This is a genomic window from Streptomyces deccanensis (assembly GCF_022385335.1).
GTDB classification, from domain to species: domain Bacteria; phylum Actinomycetota; class Actinomycetes; order Streptomycetales; family Streptomycetaceae; genus Streptomyces; species Streptomyces deccanensis.
Genome location: NZ_CP092431.1, coordinates 6,781,078 through 6,797,494, shown reverse-complemented (window position 1 = coordinate 6,797,494; position 16,417 = coordinate 6,781,078). Strand labels below are relative to the sequence as shown.

Annotated in this window: 17 protein-coding genes; 9 read left to right on the top strand and 8 right to left on the bottom strand. The window is 71.1% G+C overall.

Annotation, left to right across the window (positions count from 1 at the left end):
- Window positions 1-7: 7 nt before the first annotated feature.
- A complete protein-coding gene (locus L3078_RS30325; protein ID WP_239757084.1) occupies window positions 8-1,183 on the bottom strand; it encodes an alpha/beta fold hydrolase in 1,176 nt (391 codons plus the stop codon).
- Between the two features lie 324 nt (window positions 1,184-1,507).
- Between L3078_RS30325 and L3078_RS30320 the strand changes: the two genes are divergently transcribed.
- The 4 genes from L3078_RS30320 (at window position 1,508) to L3078_RS30305 (ending at window position 3,444) form a co-directional block, all read left to right on the top strand.
- Window positions 1,508-1,726 (top strand): hypothetical protein, encoded by a 219-nt coding sequence (locus tag L3078_RS30320; RefSeq protein WP_239757083.1) that lies wholly within the window; start codon window positions 1,508-1,510, stop codon window positions 1,724-1,726.
- A 201-nt stretch (window positions 1,727-1,927) separates the two neighbouring features.
- Window positions 1,928-2,569: a TetR/AcrR family transcriptional regulator gene (locus L3078_RS30315; protein WP_045559253.1), complete on the top strand. Its 642-nt coding sequence runs from the start codon at window positions 1,928-1,930 to the stop codon at window positions 2,567-2,569.
- 165 nt (window positions 2,570-2,734) lie between these two features.
- Entirely contained in the window at window positions 2,735-2,962 is a 228-nt protein-coding gene (locus L3078_RS30310; protein ID WP_200305861.1) for a DUF3107 domain-containing protein, read from the top strand.
- A 209-nt stretch (window positions 2,963-3,171) separates the two neighbouring features.
- A complete protein-coding gene (locus tag L3078_RS30305; RefSeq protein ID WP_239757082.1) occupies window positions 3,172-3,444 on the top strand; it encodes a hypothetical protein in 273 nt (90 codons plus the stop codon).
- A gap of 128 nt (window positions 3,445-3,572) precedes the next feature.
- On the opposite strand, the gene L3078_RS30300 is transcribed toward L3078_RS30305, so the two are convergent.
- Window positions 3,573-4,349: a ferritin-like fold-containing protein gene (locus tag L3078_RS30300; protein WP_391805067.1), complete on the bottom strand. Its 777-nt coding sequence runs from the start codon at window positions 4,347-4,349 to the stop codon at window positions 3,573-3,575.
- A 318-nt stretch (window positions 4,350-4,667) separates the two neighbouring features.
- Between L3078_RS30300 and L3078_RS30295 the strand changes: the two genes are divergently transcribed.
- Together L3078_RS30295 and L3078_RS30290 are read left to right on the top strand one after the other, a co-directional pair.
- Window positions 4,668-7,310, top strand: coding sequence for a DEAD/DEAH box helicase (locus L3078_RS30295; protein ID WP_239757080.1), 2,643 nt, complete (start codon window positions 4,668-4,670; stop codon window positions 7,308-7,310).
- Window positions 7,311-7,647: 337 nt separating this feature from the next.
- Window positions 7,648-8,523, top strand: a complete 876-nt coding sequence (locus L3078_RS30290) for an alpha/beta fold hydrolase (protein ID WP_239757079.1) — start codon at window positions 7,648-7,650, stop codon at window positions 8,521-8,523.
- Between the two features lie 32 nt (window positions 8,524-8,555).
- Here L3078_RS30290 and L3078_RS30285 read toward each other — a convergent pair whose 3' ends face one another.
- Window positions 8,556-9,461, bottom strand: coding sequence for an NYN domain-containing protein (locus L3078_RS30285; protein ID WP_239757078.1), 906 nt, complete (start codon window positions 9,459-9,461; stop codon window positions 8,556-8,558).
- A gap of 236 nt (window positions 9,462-9,697) precedes the next feature.
- Here L3078_RS30285 and L3078_RS30280 point away from each other — a divergent pair, with 236 nt between their 5' ends.
- Window positions 9,698-9,850 (top strand): hypothetical protein, encoded by a 153-nt coding sequence (locus tag L3078_RS30280; RefSeq protein WP_086755393.1) that lies wholly within the window; start codon window positions 9,698-9,700, stop codon window positions 9,848-9,850.
- A gap of 95 nt (window positions 9,851-9,945) precedes the next feature.
- Here the strand turns inward: L3078_RS30280 and L3078_RS30275 are convergent, their stop codons facing one another.
- The 4 genes from L3078_RS30275 to L3078_RS30260 form a co-directional block, all read right to left on the bottom strand.
- A complete protein-coding gene (locus tag L3078_RS30275) occupies window positions 9,946-10,551 on the bottom strand; it encodes a MarC family protein (protein ID WP_239757077.1) in 606 nt (201 codons plus the stop codon).
- A gap of 175 nt (window positions 10,552-10,726) precedes the next feature.
- Complete coding sequence (locus tag L3078_RS30270) at window positions 10,727-11,584, bottom strand: PHP domain-containing protein (protein ID WP_239757076.1); 858 nt, start codon at window positions 11,582-11,584, stop codon at window positions 10,727-10,729.
- 175 nt (window positions 11,585-11,759) lie between these two features.
- Complete coding sequence (locus tag L3078_RS30265) at window positions 11,760-12,401, bottom strand: DUF6758 family protein (protein WP_033525501.1); 642 nt, start codon at window positions 12,399-12,401, stop codon at window positions 11,760-11,762.
- Window positions 12,402-12,653: 252 nt separating this feature from the next.
- On the bottom strand, window positions 12,654-13,238 hold the full coding sequence (locus L3078_RS30260) for a suppressor of fused domain protein (RefSeq protein WP_239757075.1): 585 nt from the start codon (window positions 13,236-13,238) through the stop codon (window positions 12,654-12,656).
- A 534-nt stretch (window positions 13,239-13,772) separates the two neighbouring features.
- On the opposite strand from L3078_RS30260, the gene L3078_RS30255 reads away from it, so the two are divergent.
- Both L3078_RS30255 and L3078_RS30250 read left to right on the top strand, forming a co-directional pair.
- Complete coding sequence (locus L3078_RS30255) at window positions 13,773-14,897, top strand: magnesium and cobalt transport protein CorA (RefSeq protein WP_239757073.1); 1,125 nt, start codon at window positions 13,773-13,775, stop codon at window positions 14,895-14,897.
- A gap of 13 nt (window positions 14,898-14,910) precedes the next feature.
- Window positions 14,911-15,468: a hypothetical protein gene (locus L3078_RS30250; RefSeq protein ID WP_239757072.1), complete on the top strand. Its 558-nt coding sequence runs from the start codon at window positions 14,911-14,913 to the stop codon at window positions 15,466-15,468.
- Between the two features lie 48 nt (window positions 15,469-15,516).
- Here the strand turns inward: L3078_RS30250 and L3078_RS30245 are convergent, their stop codons facing one another.
- Window positions 15,517-16,272, bottom strand: a complete 756-nt coding sequence (locus L3078_RS30245) for a hypothetical protein (RefSeq protein ID WP_239757070.1) — start codon at window positions 16,270-16,272, stop codon at window positions 15,517-15,519.
- Between the last annotated feature and the right edge of the window lie 145 nt (window positions 16,273-16,417).

Below are 16,417 nucleotides of genomic sequence, written 5' to 3'. Positions count from 1 at the left end.
CCGCGCCTCAGCTCCCCACGCCGGGCGAGCCCTTGGGCGGCCCCTCGGCGACCGAGTCACCCTCGTCGGCGCCGACCGAGCCACCGCCACTCACCGAACCACCCTCACCCGAAACATCGACCGACACCGACTCCGAACCGACCGACCCCGAACCGACCGGTTCCGAACCCACCGGCCTCGAACCGCCCGGCTCCGAACCCACCGGCATCTCATCCACCCCGCTCCTCGCCCTCCCCGCATCCGCGAGCAGGTCACGGAACGCGGCGGCGACCGCCTCCGGGTACTCCATCATCGCCACGTGCCCCGCGTCCGGCAGGGAGACGAGGCGGGAGTCCCGGAAGGAACGGGCGGCGCGCTGGGCCATGCGGTAGCCGACGAGTTGGTCGCGTCGGCCGTAGACGAGGAGGGTCGGGGCGAGGACCCGCTCGGCCTGGCGCCAGAGCGAGTGCTGCCCACCCAAAGTGTAGGCGTCCACGAGCCCTCGGGCCGAACGCGTCAACGCGTCCCACATGTACGGCAGTTGCAGGCGCCGCTCCATCTCCTCCACAGCGTTGCGGAAGCCCTCCTCCGTGACGCGGCCGGGGTCGCCGTAACAGAGCGCCGTGACGCCCCGTACGCGCTGCTCGGCGGTCCAGCCCTTGGTGAAGCGGTTGAAGAGCGCCGACATGCCCGGCAGGGCGAGCATCGCGGTCGGCACGGCGGTCCGCTGCACGCGGAGCTCCGGCAGAGCGGGCGACACCAGGGTCAGGGTGCAGACGAGGTCCGGGCGCAGGGCGGCGACGCGGGTCGCGATCGCGCCGCCGAGGGAGTTGCCGAAGAGGTGCACCGGGCCGCGCCCCGCGGAGTCGAGGTAGCGGATGACCGCGCGGGCGTGTCCCGTGACGGAGTAGTTGCCGTCGTCCGGCGGCGGCGAGTCGCCGAAGCCGGGCAGATCGAGCGCCTCGCTGTCGACGAGCCCGTCGAGCAGCGGCATCAGCGCGGACCAGTTCTGCGAGGAGCCGCCCAAGCCGTGCACGTACAGAGCGGGCGGCAGTCCTTCGCGGGCCGGCGGTCTCGACCGTACCGACAACGTGATCCCCGGCAACCGGACCGACCTCAGCCGCTCACCGGGTGCCACGCGCACGGCACTCGCCTTCGGCGACGCGGTGGCGGTCAGCAGGGACGGCAGCTCGGTCGAAGACATGCGGGCAATGTTACGAGACGATCACGCAGTGACTCATGTGTTCGCCGTCACAGACCACACCACAAATCAGCCACCTTTGCCGGGGTACCGGGCGTCGAGTACGCGCCGCCGGGCGCCGAGCACTCACCGCACGGCGGCGCGCACGCACCGCCGGGACCAGTCGCACCGGACCGACCGCATAGCGCCACGATGACCTGTCTCCTAGGCTCGGAAACGTGCTCTCGGGCAGCGCATCCGGGCCCACGAAGAGGGCACCCGTACGTGGCCCCCGCCGCCGTCGACGTTCCGGCGACACCAGGGCAGCACCAGGAAGGGGAACCCACGATGGCCATTGATCCGACCGATCCCGACACCTTCGCCGAGGAGGACTCCGTGGAGTTGGACGATGTCGAGGCCCCCGAGGCCGATGCCGCCGAGCAGCACGCGGACGTCGCCCCGCACCGGGACGATCCGCTGACCGACGTCGATCCGGGCATGGCCAACGAGGCCGATCTGGCGGAACAGGCCCGCGTGGTCTCCCTGGACGAGGACGACTATCGGTAACCCGACCCTCACCAGGGACGACGACCGGTGACGAGAAAGGGCTTCCCTCTGCCCGCCCTGCCCCTGTTTGACGTGATTGGCGGCACTTTCCCAGCCGTCCGGTCCGTGAAATTCTGCGCTCGCACCGCGCACACCAGGGTTACCGAAAAGTACGATGGCGGCGCGGCGCACACCCGCATGTGGACGATCTTGGGAGGCGGCGTGACAGCCATCGAGCAGACAGAGGCGGCGCGCCCGCGAGGCACACGGCTGCCCCGCCGAGCCCGACGGAACCAGTTGCTGGGCGCCGCCCAGGAAGTCTTCGTGGCCCAGGGCTACCACTCGGCCGCGATGGACGACATCGCCGAGCGCGCCGGAGTCAGCAAGCCGGTGCTCTACCAGCACTTCCCCGGCAAGCTCGACCTCTATCTGGCCCTGCTGGACCAGCACTGCGAGGCCCTGATCCAGGCGGTGCGCGGCGCGCTGGCGTCGACGACCGACAACAAGCAGCGGGTCCGGGCGACGATGGACGCCTATTTCGCGTACGTCGAGGACGAGGGCGGCGCCTTCCGGCTGGTCTTCGAGTCCGACCTGACGAACGAGCCCGCCGTGCGCGAGCGCGTGGACAAGGTCACCAACGAGTGCGCCGAGGCCATCTGCGACGTCATCGAGGAGGACACCGGTCTCTCCCGCGCGGAGTCGATGCTCCTCGCCTCGGGGCTGGGCGGCCTCTCCCAGGTGGTGGCGCGGTCGTGGCTGCACAGCGACCGCAGTGTCCCGCGCGAGCAGGCGGTCCAGTTGCTGGCCTCGCTCGCCTGGCGCGGTATCGCGGGCTTCCCCCTGCACGGCCTCGACCAGCACTGACCCCACCGACCGGTACGCCGCACCCCGGGTTCGGGGATTTGTTCCCGCCCCCTGTTCGCTGTTGGCGTTCTCAGGCGGAGCGTGCAGGTCCCCTCACCGGGCTAATGTGTGCTGCGTACGGCGCGGAAGCCCGCGCATCTCATTGACCGTCGGAGGGACATAGCCGTGGAGGTCAAGATCGGCGTGCAGCACGCGCCCCGCGAGATCGTTCTGGAGAGCGGTCAGAGTGCCGAGGAGGTCGAGCGTGCGGTTGCCGAGGCGCTGGCCGGCAAGTCGGCGCTGCTGAGCCTCACGGACGAGCACGGCCGCAAGGTGCTGATCCCGGCCGACCGTCTCGCCTACATCGACATCGGCGAGCCGACCGTCCGCAAGGTGGGCTTCAGCGCGCTGTAGTCGAGGGGCACAGGAGACGTACGGAGGGGGCCCGGTGGTGTGAAACCACCGGGCCCCCTCCGTACGCCCCCGTCTCAGGGCCGCCACGGGGCGCGGCCCCCGGAACGCCCACATCTCGTGCACGGACGATGATTGCGTCCCACGCCTCGCGGGTAGTACCGGCTACGACCGATTTGCCCAGGCCAGGCCGTGCGGGAGGGAACCCGATCATGTTCTTGGAAGCACTCGGATCCGCACTCCTCGGTTTCGCCCTCGCCTGCGCCGCCGCCTACCGTCTGCCGCACCGTCTGCCGGCCCGCGCCCTCGTCCTGCCGACCGGCACCGCCGGCGGTCTCTTCGGCGCCTTCCTCACCCACACGGCGCTCGGCTCCGCCAATTACCTGCTGGTCCTCACCGGCGCCCTGGTGGTCGCGGCGGCGTCCCTCTCCCTGCTCCTGCGCCCGACGGAACGCTTTCGACGCAGCAGCTCGGCGACAGCGTGAGGATCCCCGGATACGTCAGGATCCACGGATAGGGGCGAAGCCCCCTCCAGGGGCGCGGGGAACTGCGCGACCAGCCACGAAGCACCCGCACCCGCCGGACGACGGCTCACCCCACGGCGACTAGGCGCTCACGCGGCCAAGCCGAGCGCGGCCATCCGCTTGGTGTGCGCCTCGGTGATCCGCGAGAACATCCGCCCCACCTCGGCGAGGTCGAACCCGTCGGCCACGCCGCCCACGAGCATCGTGGACAGGGCGTCCCGGTCGGCCACCACCCGCTGCGACTGCGACAGCGCCTCCCCCATCAACCTCCGTGCCCACAGCGCCAGTCGACCGCCCACCCGCGGGTCCTCGTCGATCGCGGCACGCACCTTCTCCACGGCGAACCCGGCGTGCCCGGTGTCGTCGAGCACGGCGAGCACGAGCGAGCGCGTGTCCGAGTCGAGGTGCGCCGCGACCTCCCGGTAGAAGTCGCTGGCGATCGAGTCGCCGACGTAGGCCTTGACGAGCCCCTCCAGCCAGTCCGAGGGCGCGGTCTGCTTGTGGAAGCCGTCGAGCGCGTCGACGAAGGGCTCCATGGCGCGCGTCGGCTCCTCGCCGATCTCGGTGAGCCGGCCGGCGAGCCTCTCGAAGTGGTGGAACTCGGCCGCCGCCATCTTCGCCAGCTCCGCCTTGTCTACGAGGGTGGGCGCCAGCTTCGCGTCCTCCGCGAGCCGTTCGAACGCCGCCAGCTCCCCGTACGCCAGCGCTCCCAGCAGGTCCACCACGGCGGCGCGGTACTGCGGGTCGGCGGAGGCCCGCTCCCAGTCCTGGGCGGCGATCCCGGTGACCTCCGTGGTGTCGGCGGCGTCGGCGGACTCGCCGCCGGTGGCGTTCTCAGGCTTGTCAGACGTGGTCATGCAGCGCACAATAACCCGCTCCGCGCAAGGCGGAAGGGCCCGGTCATTCGGTGCGCCATTCAGTGTGACGACGACTACGTGACCAAATCGGCCATCGCATATGCGCGATTCCGGGGTATGGTGGTAATGCGCCTGCTGGTACCGCGAGTAGTTCGACGGTGTCTCGACAGGCCGCACGCATGAGGATGCCCGGTCGGTGGCCCGATCGGCTCCGACCCGACAGCCCTCCTGTTCCGTACGGCACTTCGCGTACGGCGTCCGGAGGGAACCCCTCAGCGGTATGAGCGCTAGAGCGTCGGCAGTGGTCCCGTGCCACACGGCCCGCCCGTGCGGTGGCCGACGTCCCCGGCACGGTCCGACACGACCCCCGCGCTCGCCTCACACCGCGTACACAGAAGAGGCAGCACCCTGACTACGACTTTCCGCGATCTCGGCATCTTTCCCGAGACGGCCGAGGCCCTCGAGGCCGTCGGCATCATCACCCCCTTCCCCATCCAGGAGATGACGCTCCCGGTCGCCCTGTCCGGCACCGACGTCATCGGCCAGGCCAAGACCGGCACCGGCAAGACGCTGGGCTTCGGTCTCCCGCTCCTCGAGCGGGTCGTCGTCCCCGCCGACGTCGAGGCCGGCCGCGCCAAGCCCGAGGACCTCGTCGACTCGCCGCAGGCGCTCGTCGTCGTCCCGACGCGCGAGCTGTGCACCCAGGTCACCAATGACCTGCTGACCGCCGGCAAGGTGCGCAACGTCCGCGTCACCGCGATCTACGGCGGCCGCGCGTACGAGCCCCAGGTCGAGGCCCTCAAGAAGGGCGTCGACGTCGTCATCGGCACCCCGGGGCGACTCCTCGACCTCGCCGGCCAGAAGAAGCTGAACCTCAAGCACGTCAAGTGCCTGGTCCTCGACGAGGCCGACGAGATGCTCGACCTGGGCTTCCTGCCCGACGTCGAGAAGATCATCAACATGCTTCCGGCCCGCCGCCAGACGATGCTGTTCTCGGCGACCATGCCGGGCGCGGTCATCGGCCTCGCCCGCCGGTACATGTCCCAGCCGACCCACATCCGCGCCACGTCTCCGGACGACGAGGGCGCGACGGTCCGCAACACCGCGCAGCACATCTACCGCGCGCACAACATGGACAAGCCCGAGCTGGTCGCGCGCATACTGCAGGCCGAGGGCCGGGGACTGGTCATGGTCTTCTGCCGTACGAAGCGGACGGCCGCCGACCTCGCCGACCAGCTCAAGCAGCGGGGCTTCGCCTCCGGCGCGGTCCACGGCGACCTCGGCCAGGGCGCCCGCGAGCAGGCCCTGCGCGCCTTCCGCAACGGCAAGGTGGACGTCCTCGTCTGCACCGACGTCGCCGCGCGCGGCATCGACGTCGAGGGTGTCACCCACGTCATCAACTACCAGTCCCCCGAGGACGAGAAGACGTACCTGCACCGCATCGGCCGTACGGGCCGCGCGGGCGCCAAGGGCATCGCGATCACCCTCGTCGACTGGGACGACATCCCGCGCTGGCAGCTCATCAACAAAGCGCTGGACCTCGGGTTCAACGACCCGCCGGAGACGTACTCCACGTCCCCGCACCTCTTCGAGGAACTGAACATCCCCGCGGGCACCAAGGGTGTCCTGCCGCGTTCCGAGCGCACCCGGGCCGGGCTGGACGCGGAGGAGCTGGAGGACCTCGGCGAGCCGGGCGGGCGTGGTCCGCGCGGTCGCGGTGGCCGTTCCTCCGGCCCGGCGTCCGCCGAGCGCGAGCGGGAGCGTCCGGCGCGTACGCCGCGCCGTCGCCGCCGTACGCGTGGTGGCGCCGGCGTCGACGGGGCGTCCCCGGAGGCCGCCGCGGTCACGGAGCCGTCGGAGTCCACGCCGACTCCCGGCACCGACGCCGGCGTGTCCGAGCCTCGTACGCCGCGCCGTCGCCGCCGCACGCGGGCCGGGGCGAACCCCGCCACCGAGGCCGTGACCGAGACCGAGACCGTCGAGAGTGCGCCGGTCGAGTCGGCGGAGGCCGTGGTCGACACGGTCGCGGGCGTGCCCGCCGAGTCGGTGGAGGAGGCCCCCAAGCCGCGTCGCCGCCGGACCCGTAAGTCGGTGGAGGCCGCTGCCGCCGCCGCTGTGGCCGAGGCCGCGCCGGGCGCGGATGCCGCGCTGGACACGGCGGAGGGCACGGCTGCCGCCGAGCCGGCCGCCGAGGTCGAGGCCGAGGCCAAGCCGCGTCGTCGTACGCGCAAGATCGCCGCGCCCGCCGAGGTCGTGAGCGAGGAGGCCGCCACCGAGGAGGCACCGGCCAAGCCCCGCCGCCGCACGCGTAAGGCCGCCGAGCCCGTCGTCGAGGCGACGGACACCGCCGCCGAGGCCGCCGTGGACACCGCCGAGGCGCCCAAGCCGCGCCGCCGGACCCGCAAGGCCGTGGCGGAGGCCGCCGAGACCGTGGTGGAGGCTGTCGCCGAGGAGGCGGTGGTCGAGGCTCCGGCCCCGCGTCGTCGGACCCGTAAGGCCGCGGCGACCGTCGTGGCGCCTGCCGCCGAGGACGCCGTCGACACGGCTGAGGGGACGACCGGCGCCGAGGTCGAGGCCGAGGCCAAGCCGCGTCGTCGTACGCGCAAGGTCGCCGCACCCGCCGAGGTCGTGAGCGAGGAGGCCGCCGCCGAGGAGGCACCGGCCAAGCCCCGCCGCCGGACCCGCAAGGCCGCCGAGCCCGTCGTCGAGGCGACGGACACCGCCGCCGAGGCCGCCGTGGACACCGCCGAGGCGCCCAAGCCGCGCCGCCGGACCCGCAAGGCCGTGGCCGCTACGGCTGAGGGGGCGGTGCCCGCGCAGCCGACGGAGGAGCAGGCCACGAAGCCGCGTCGTACGCGGAAGGCGGCGGCGTCTGTCGCTGTTGAGGAGGCGGGGGCTGCTGAGGCTCCGGCTCCTCGGCGGCGTGCGCGGAAGGCGGCTGTGGCTGCGGTGGAGGGTACGGAGGGCTGAGGTCCACCTGTCCTGTCTCGCGTGGAGGTCCGGTTCCCCTGGCGGGGGCCGGGCCTTCGGCGTTCTCCGGGCTTTTCTCGCCCCCGCCGCCCCTACCCGTCCCATCCTCAAGGGGCTGCGCCCCTTCGACCCCCAAGCGTCCGTCCGGTGGGGGCTGGTCGCGCAGTTCCCCGCGCCCCTGAAAGGCCTACGGCCATTTCGGGCCGAAAAGCACGGGGCGCAGCCCCTGCTTTTCAGGGGCGCGGGGAACTGCGCGAGAAGCCCCACGGACCCGGCACCCGACCAACGCACCCGTCCCCACCCCGCACGGGCCTCGGTGGCCGGTTACTCTCGCCCCATGAGCCGTCCCCCCTCGTTCACCCCGCCTCCCGGCGCTCGCGCCCATCGTCTGCGCACCCCTCGTGGGGAGTTCGCCGTGATCGAGGCGGGGGTGGCGGTGAAGGGCAGCGTGTTGCTCGTGCCGGGGTTCACGGGGAGCAAGGAGGACTTCATCGCGCTGCACGAGCCGTTGGCGGCGGCGGGGTACCGGACGGTGGCCGTGGACGGGCGTGGCCAGTACGAGAGCCCGGGGGCCGAGGACGACGAAGCGCCGTACGCGCAGCCGGAGTTGGCGAAGGACCTGCTCGCCCAGGCGCGGGCCGTGAGCGACGGCGGTCCACTGCACCTCGTCGGTCACTCCCTCGGCGGCCAGATCTCCCGCGCCGCCGTGCTGATGGACGCCTCCCCCTTCGCCTCCCTCACTCTCATGGCCTCGGGCCCCGCCCAGATCTCGGCCGGCCAGCAGGAGCGCGTGAAGCTGTTGCGGGACGCCCTGGCCGTGATGGACATGGAGCAGGTGTGGGACGCCATCCAGGCGATGGAGGCACCGGAGCCCGAGGAGGCCGACACGGGTGCCCTCGACGCGGGGCTGGACGACCGCGCCGACCTGCGCCGCCGCTGGCTCGCCACCAAGCCCGCCCAGCTCATCGCCACGGGCCGCCAGCTCTGCGCGGAACCCGACCGCGTCGCCGAACTCGCCGCCGTGGACCTGCCCAAGCACGTGCTCTCCGGTGAACGCGACGACACCTGGCCGATCCCGATCCTCGACGACATGGCCGTACGGCTGCGCGCCCACCGCACCGTCGTCCGTGACGCCGAGCACTCCCCCAACACCGATCAGCCGAAGGCGACGGCCGACGCCCTCATCGGCTTCTGGGACCGGATCGCCCCCTGAGCCCCCGCGGCACGACCACCGGTACCGGGCGACTAGTACTGCGCCCGCAGGTGTTCCCAGAAGCCGTCCCGCAGCGCCCGTCTCAGGTCCGCCTGTCCCCGCAGCGAGTACTGGAGCAGGCCCTCCGCCTCGACGAGCAGGTCCTGGTCGACGGAGCCGGGCAGGTACGGATGGCCGTGGAGCAGTTCCTGCAAGGTCTCCCGACCGCGTGAGGCGAGCCACTTGGCCGCGATCTGGGCGCCGACGAAGCGGACGTCCTCACGGGTGGGGCGGGCTCCGGTGGGGGCGTCGTAGGTGGCGGCGGCCCTTCGTGACACGTACGGCTTGAAGAAGTCGAGGTCGAAGGTCCGCTGGCTGTCGACCTCCCACAGCAGCGGCTCGGCCTGGTTGCGGCCCTCGGGTGCCTCGATCCCCCACAGATGGACCCGCGCCCCGTAGCCCTGCGCGGCCTCGACCGCCGAGACCAGGTCCTCGTCGCCTCCGATGAGGGCCGCGTCGCTGATCGCGCGGTGCCGGGCCAGTGACTCCAGATCGGTGCGGATCAGGGAGTCGACGCCCTTCTGCTGGTTGTTCGCGTTGAGGTTGCCGAGGCGGACCTTCACGTCCGGCAGCTCGGCGATCGTCTGCTGTTCCGCCGTATGGATGCGCCGGCGCGCCCCGTCGTACCAGTAGACCCGCAGCAGCCGGCTGTCCGCGAAGATCGTGCGTGCCTTGTCGATCAGCGCGTCGATGAGCCCTTCCGCGTCGAGATCGAAGGACCGCCGGTCCTCCGTCCCCGCGACGAGCCGTCCCACGGCCGCGTACAGATACCCGGCATCGACGAAGATCGCATGTGTCGAGGGTGTCTTCGCCACCTCGGCGAGCATGCGGTGCAGCAGCTCGTTCGTTCGGTCGATGCGGGCGCCCAGCGCCGTGAGGTCGTCGTTCATTACTGCCATTGTCCCGGCGGTCACGCTGCGAACACAACCGGTCCCAGTCAGTCTTCCTGCCTCCCGGTAGACATACCACCACACCGCTTACCCGCTAGTAATTAGCTTCTCGAAAAATTTCCTTAGCGTAGGGAATGTTCGTAACACGCATGCCGTTGGCTACTGATGGAACACGGGCACTGACGACCCGTGAACCATCACCAGTAGTTCTCCTCAGGAGGATGACCAGACGAAGGGAGAAGCCCTTGCGCTTCGAAATTCTGCGACTCGACGATGTCAGCGGCACGCCCGTCGACAGCACCGTCGTGGACGCCGCCTCCGTCAACCGGATCGTGCAGCAGGCCGCCGCCATCGGGCAGCGCCTCTGGATCCGCCCGGCAGACGTGACCGCCTCGTAAGCACGCGGGTCCGTTCACACTTCAGAGCCCCGTACGGCACGACGCCGTACGGGGCTCTGCGACTTCCGGGGGCCAGAAGCGGCTCGGGGCGTGGGCTAGGCGCCCTGGACGACCTGGGTCACGCCGTTGATGATCTGCTGCACGGCGATGGCGGAGAGCATCATGCCCGCGAGCCGGGTCACCAGGACCACTCCGCCGTCCTTGATGACGCGGATGATCAGCAGTGAGTACCGCATCGTCAGCCACAGCACGACATGGATCGCGAGGATCGCGGCCCACACGGAGACATGACCGGCCACGCCGTCCGCCTTCTGCACGGCGAGGATCACCGACACGATCGCGCCGGGACCGGCCAGCAGCGGCATCCCCAGCGGGACGAGCGCGACGTTGACGTCCTTCGTCTGCTTCGGCTCGTCCGTCTTGCCGGTCAGCAGATCCAGCGCGATCAGCAGGAGCAGCAACCCGCCCGCGATCATGAGCGCCGGCACGGAGACATGCAGATAGGCCAGGATCTGGTGCCCCAGCAGCCCGAAGACGGTGATCACACCACCGGCCACGCAGACGGCCTGGAAGGCCATCCGCTTCTGGGTGCGCGCGGGTCGCCCCGCGGTGAGGCCGAGGAAGATCGGGGTGATCCCCGGGGGATCCATGATCACGAAGAGGGTGAGGAAGAGCGAACCGAATATGGCGAGATCGAACACGGGAGTGCCTTGCGGGAGTGGAGAGCGGGAGAAGAGGGGCAGCCCACAGCCGCGTACCGCTGTGAGCGATCGTTCCGCGAGGCGATGGGGGAAGCGCCCGCGCGAACGGAGTCGGGAGTGGTGGGGACGGTGAGGACAGCCGCCGGCGGCCAGGTCCCGTACGGCCAGGGGGCGGCTACTTCCCGCCGGTCCCCGGGACGGGAAACGCTCCGGTGGCCCGCCGAGTGATCTCGCCGTACACCTCGGGGTCGGTGGTGTACTCGCCGAGCACGCAGGTCTTGCGGCTGCCGTGGTAGTCGGAGGAGCCCGTGGTGAGCAGCCCCAGTTCCTTCGCGAGGCCGCGCAGCCGCGCCCGGGTCGCCGGGTCGTGCTCCATGTGGTCGACCTCGATGCCGTCGAGTCCGGCGGCGGCCAGCTCGGCGATCGCGGACTCCGGCACGGTCCGGCCGCGCTTGACGGCGGCGGGGTGGGCGAAGACGGCGACACCGCCGGCGCCCTTGATCAGGCGGATCGCCTCGAAGGGGTCGGTCTCGTGCTTCGCGACGTAGGCGCGGCCGCCGTCGGCGAGCCACTGCTCCGTGAACGCGTCGCTCACGGTGGGCACGACGCCGAGTTCGACGAGCGCGGTGGCCACGTGCGGCCGTCCCACGGAGCCGCCGGCGGCGATCCGCGCGACCTGGTCCCAGGTCACCGGCACACCCAGCTCGTTCAGCTTGGCGATCATCCCGCGGGCCCGGGGGACGCGGTCGTCCCGGACCAGCTCGCGCTCGGCGAGCAGATCGGGCTCCTCGGGGTCGAACAGATAGGCCAGCATGTGCATGCTGACGCCGTCCAGTCGGCACGACAGCTCGGCGCCCGTGACCAGGGTGAGCCCCTCCGGCAGCGCGGCGATCGCCTCGGCGTGCCCACGCGTGGTGTCGTGGTCGGTCAGCGCGACGACGTCCAGACCGGCCGCCCCCGCCTTCCGCACCAGCTCCGACGGGGTGTCCGTACCGTCGGAGGCCGTGGAGTGGCAGTGCAGATCGATACGCACGACTCGGACTCCAGGCACGGGGGAAGGGAAGCGGACGCTCAAGGATAGCGCCCTTTCGGGCCACCCCTGTCACACCCTAAACCTGGGAGCGCCCCCTACAGCGGTGGAGACAGGGGCGGGCGGATCGGGCGCCTCATGGCCGGAACGGGTGCCGCGTGGGTCGGGTGTGGTGCCCCTACGGCTCCAGGATGCGGGGCGAGAGGGCTCCGCACGGGAGGAGTTCCACCTCCGCACCCGCGTCCCGCAGGTCCGTCAGCACGAGTTCGTCGTACATCAGCAGCCCGGTCTGTTCGGGCCACACGATCGCCCACAGCCACAGCCCGAGCGCCTCGCCCGCGAAGACGGCGCGATCGTCCGGCGTGCCGGTGACGTGCCACAGCGGTGTGGGCCGTCCGGCGGCCAGGACCTTCGCCTGGGGCGGCTTCTCGACGCTCAGATAGGGGCCGGGGTCGGGCCCGTCGATGCCCGCGTACCGCGCGCCGAGGCCGACGCCGAGCTCCTCCGCGATGAGGACGAGCTCCCCGACGCCGCCGAGCGGGCCGGGACCGGAGCAGGCCACGGCGGTGGCACGGCCGCCGCTGCGGTCGTCCCCGGCGAAGGCGGCACCCGTGAAGAGCCAGCCCACGGGCAGCGGCCAGGGCATCCAGACCGGCACCTTGGCACGATGCACCACGACGCTGAGAGCCTCGACGCTGGGCGGGATCACGGGCTGCAGCGGGTGCACCGTCCCGTGGGCGGCGCACTGCCAGGAGTCGGCAAAGAGGCCGGGAGCCCTGACCCGGCCACCACACTTCGGGCAACTGGGTTCGCCCCTCATAGGGCCCAACGGTCCTCCCCGTGCTTCCTCGCGTCAAGGACGATCACCCGTCCGGCGTGTGCGCGTCACGTTCCGCGCACGTTCCACGCACGAACGCCGGTCTTCGGCGGGTGGTCGGCCGATCGGGCCGACCAACGGAATCAACTACCCACATCGCCAAGGGGAACGGCGGTTTTCGGCCACCTGTCGAGCCTGCTCCGGTCACGTATGGCGTGCCGTCCGTCACACCGGGAAGTCGCGCCGCGCGGTCGGTCAGGCGAGGGAGGCCGACGCGCGGGTGGGATCGCGGAGGTCGGTCCCCTGCGTGAGCCAGCGCTCCTGGAGGGCCTGCGCTCCGTGCACCCGCTTCCAGGCCGCCTCGTTGGGCGTCATCGGCAGGAGGGGCAGGAACCGTACGGGGTCGGCGGGGGCCTCGAGTTCCAGATCCTCGACCAGGCCGCCGGACTCGGCGACGAGGACGGAGGTGAAGGGGGCGCCGGGCCAGAGCGGTCCGCCCACGTCGAGAGAGGCACCGGGGGCCACGATCACGCCCTCCACCTGCGGCGACGCGGCGAGCACGGCGAGCGGACGCAACACCTTGTCGGTGTCGGCGACACCGCGCCGCACGGACAGGAGGAGCTCGGCGCGCGGGCCCTTGACGGGGTCGGCGAGGACCGCGGTGGGGTCGGCCATCGGCTGGGCGGACATGCCGAGCGTGGCGTAGCGGACGACGTCGCCGTCGGTGAAACGGAGCACCTCGATGCGGTCCGTGCCGAGGAAGGTGACCGCGGCGCGCGCGTCCGGTTCGCCCAGCGCGGTGCGCAAACGGGCCTCCACCAACGGAAGAACATCAGCCATGAGCCGAGCATAGAACTCGTCAGGAACCGGCAAACGGGCGCCTTGACACTTCAGCCGACTGTTAGTCTGGGGCGCCGGTCGGGACAGCACGCGGGCAGCACGCAGAAGCCACGCTCTCAAGGCTTCTCACGCCTTCACGTCCCGTACCGAGAAGACTGACTCCCCTACGGGGAACCCCGGATGGGGTATGGAACGTCCCTTACGAGGGACCGGCCGGAGGAGGTGGGGCTGCGATGGACCGAAGTCGACCTGGCAGTACCACCCGCTCTTCCGCTGTTCGAGTTCCGTAGCGCCGGTCGTAGCCGTAGTACTCGCTCGCTGGCTACCACCCTCACTCGCGTCGTGCCGCTCGCCGGTCGTCGCGCATCGGAAGAGCACTTCTTTCCCGTCTTGATCTGAATCAAGCGAAGCTGTCACCGCGACGGTGCGGTGCTCCCCGCTTTGTGGACGTGCCAAACATCCGCAGTCAAAACGTCCCCATTCCGGGTAGTTCCAACCGTCGTCGGCGGCCTTTCGTTGCGAAGGAGCCAGCTCATGTCGATGATCCACAACCTGCGTGCCGCGGTTCGCCCGTCCCGTCCCGCGCGGCTGTCGCTGCGCAAGGACGGCGGGGTGTACGACGCCACGCGTCCGGCGGAGGCGGCCACGGCCGTCGTGGACTGCGCCGTGTACCGCGACGGCGCGCGTGTGTCGTTCGAGCGCAACCTGACCCCGCACGAGGCGATCCGTCAGGTGCGCCGTGACGGCGGCTTCGTCTGGATCGGCCTGCACGAGCCGTCGGAGGCCGAATTCTCCGGTATCGCGGCCGAGTTCGGGCTGCACCCGCTGGCCGTGGAGGACGCGGTGCACGCGCACCAGCGGCCGAAGCTGGAGCGGTACGACGAAACCCTCTTCACCGTCTTCAAGACCATCCACTACGTCGAGCACGACGAACTCACCGCCACCAGCGAGGTCGTGGAGTCCGGCGAGGTCATGTGCTTCACCGGGCGGGACTTCTTCATCACCGTCCGGCACGGCGGGCAGGGCTCGCTCCGGGCGCTGCGTCACCGGCTGCAGGACGACCCGGAGTTGCTGGCGAAGGGCCCGTCGGCCGTGCTGCACGCCATCGCCGACCATGTCGTCGACGGGTACGTGGCGGTCGCGGACGCCGTGCAGGACGACATCGACGAGGTGGAGACGGAGGTGTTCTCCCCCGGGCGCAAGGGCACGCCCCGGGGTACCGACGCCGGCCGGATCTACCAACTCAAGCGCGAGGTCATGGAGTTCAAGCGCGCGGTGCTGCCGCTGGTGCGGCCCATGCAGTTGCTGAGCGAGCGGCCGATGCGGCTGATCGACCCGGACATCCAGAAGTACTTCCGTGACGTGGCCGACCACCTCGCCCGGGTCCAGGAGCAGGTCGTCGGCTTCGACGAGCTCCTCAACTCGATCCTCCAGGCGAACCTGGCGCAGGCCTCCGTCGCGCAGAACGAGGACATGCGCAAGATCACGTCCTGGGCGGCCATCATCGCCGTACCGACGATGGTGTGCGGTGTCTACGGCATGAACTTCGACTACATGCCGGAGCTGCGGTGGAAGTTCGGCTATCCCCTGGTCCTCGGGGTCACGGTCGCGCTCTGCCTCGGCATCCACCGGACGCTGAAGCGCAATGGGTGGCTGTAGCTAGGCTGCCCCCATGAACGCCGACTCGCCGACCGCTGACGCGTTGCTCGATCGTGCCCTCGTCGAAGAGGCCACCAAGAAGTCCGGACTCATCTGGGTACGGGGCGGGACCGCGCCGACGCCCGGGGACACGGGCTCGAGTGCGCCGTCGCGCGCGTTGTGGCACGTCTGGCACGAGGGCGCGGCGTGCGTGGTGGGCGACGGGCCGGGTGAGCAGCCGCTGCCCGGCCTGGTCGACGGGGGCCCGGCGGTGGTGACCGTCCGCAGCAAGGACAAGGGCGGGCGGCTGGTCAGCTGGGCCGCGGGCGTCGTCGAACTGGCCCCGGACTCCCCCGAGTGGGAGTCCGCCGTGGCCGAGCTCAAGGGCAAACGCCTCAACGCGTCCGACGGTGAGGCCATGCCGGCCCGGTGGGCCCGCGAGTGCCGGGTGCTCCGCCTGGAGCCGACGGGGGTGACCCTGCCGCTGCCCGACGGCGACCTGGCGGAGGCCCCGGTCGCCACGTCGGCCACCACCCGCCGGCCGATTCCGGCAGCGGTCCCACGCCTGCTCTTCTCCCGCCGCAAGCGCTGAGCGCCTGGCCCGCTCCGGCAAGAGGCCTCGCGTCGCTGCTCAGGCCCGTCAAGAGGTCGGCAACTGCTTGCCGTAGTCCACCACCGACTTCTCGTCCGGCTCCTCCAGGGTGAAGTCCTTGCCCCAGTCGGTGAGGAGGATGGTGCCGGCGTCGCCGGCGCGGACGAGGCGGAGGGGGTACGGGGTGCCTTCGAGGGAGACGTCGAGCGTGCCGCCGGAGCCCTTGTCGCCGGTGATGCGGATGGTGCGGGTGCCGGACTGCTCGTGATGGCCCTCGGTGGACAACGTGCCGTGCAGGGTGAGCAGGCTGTTGAGGAGGACGTCCTTGTCGGTGAAGCCGCTGAACCGCTTGTAGGCCGGGTCACCGGTCGGCACCTTCACATACATGCCGTCCAGCTTGTCCGCCGCGGCCGCCTCGGAGTCCTCGTCGCCGCCGTCCTTCCCCGAGTCCTGGTGGTCCCAGAAGTCCTTGTCGGCCTTGAGGAAGAGGTGCTCCCCCACCTTCAACAGCCGGAACGTGGAGCCCTCCGACGTCACCGAACCGGTACCGCCGTCCTCCTTCAGGCGCATGTCCAGCTTGTAGGTCCTGCCGTTGCTCACCACGGCCCCGGACAGCCGGACCGCGTCCGCCGCCGTGGCCGCCGCCCTGGTCGTGCTCTGGATCTTCGCCGGCTCCAGCTTGCCGACCCCGTTGGTGCCCTCGTTGGGGTCCTCGCCGCATCCGGTGAGCCCCAGCCCGCCGACCACCAGGGTGCAGACGGCGCTCACCAGTGCGGCCCTTCGGGTACGGGGAATCACAGTCACAGGCGATGCACCTCTTCGTGGGGAGTCCAGGCGTACCGCAGAGTACCGGGGCTCCCGACCCACCACGGAGCCAGTCCGTCCGCACCGCTCACCAGGGCATATCCGATCGGGACGGGCTAGCCTGAAGCCGTCCTCGGCGGACATT

Bases quoted from the DNA above. Each gene is read 5' to 3' on its own strand.
- L3078_RS30250 (WP_239757072.1), top strand. From the start codon at position 14,911: ATGAACGCCGACTCGCCGACCGCTGACGCGTTGCTCGATCGTGCCCTC.
- L3078_RS30285 (WP_239757078.1), bottom strand. From the start codon at position 9,461: ATGGCAGTAATGAACGACGACCTCACGGCGCTGGGCGCCCGCATCGAC.
- L3078_RS30290 (WP_239757079.1), top strand. From the start codon at position 7,648: ATGAGCCGTCCCCCCTCGTTCACCCCGCCTCCCGGCGCTCGCGCCCAT.
- L3078_RS30265 (WP_033525501.1), bottom strand. From the start codon at position 12,401: ATGAGGGGCGAACCCAGTTGCCCGAAGTGTGGTGGCCGGGTCAGGGCT.
- L3078_RS30320 (WP_239757083.1), top strand. From the start codon at position 1,508: ATGGCCATTGATCCGACCGATCCCGACACCTTCGCCGAGGAGGACTCC.
- L3078_RS30325 (WP_239757084.1), bottom strand. From the start codon at position 1,183: ATGTCTTCGACCGAGCTGCCGTCCCTGCTGACCGCCACCGCGTCGCCG.
- L3078_RS30255 (WP_239757073.1), top strand. From the start codon at position 13,773: ATGTCGATGATCCACAACCTGCGTGCCGCGGTTCGCCCGTCCCGTCCC.
- L3078_RS30305 (WP_239757082.1), top strand. From the start codon at position 3,172: ATGTTCTTGGAAGCACTCGGATCCGCACTCCTCGGTTTCGCCCTCGCC.
- L3078_RS30260 (WP_239757075.1), bottom strand. From the start codon at position 13,238: ATGGCTGATGTTCTTCCGTTGGTGGAGGCCCGTTTGCGCACCGCGCTG.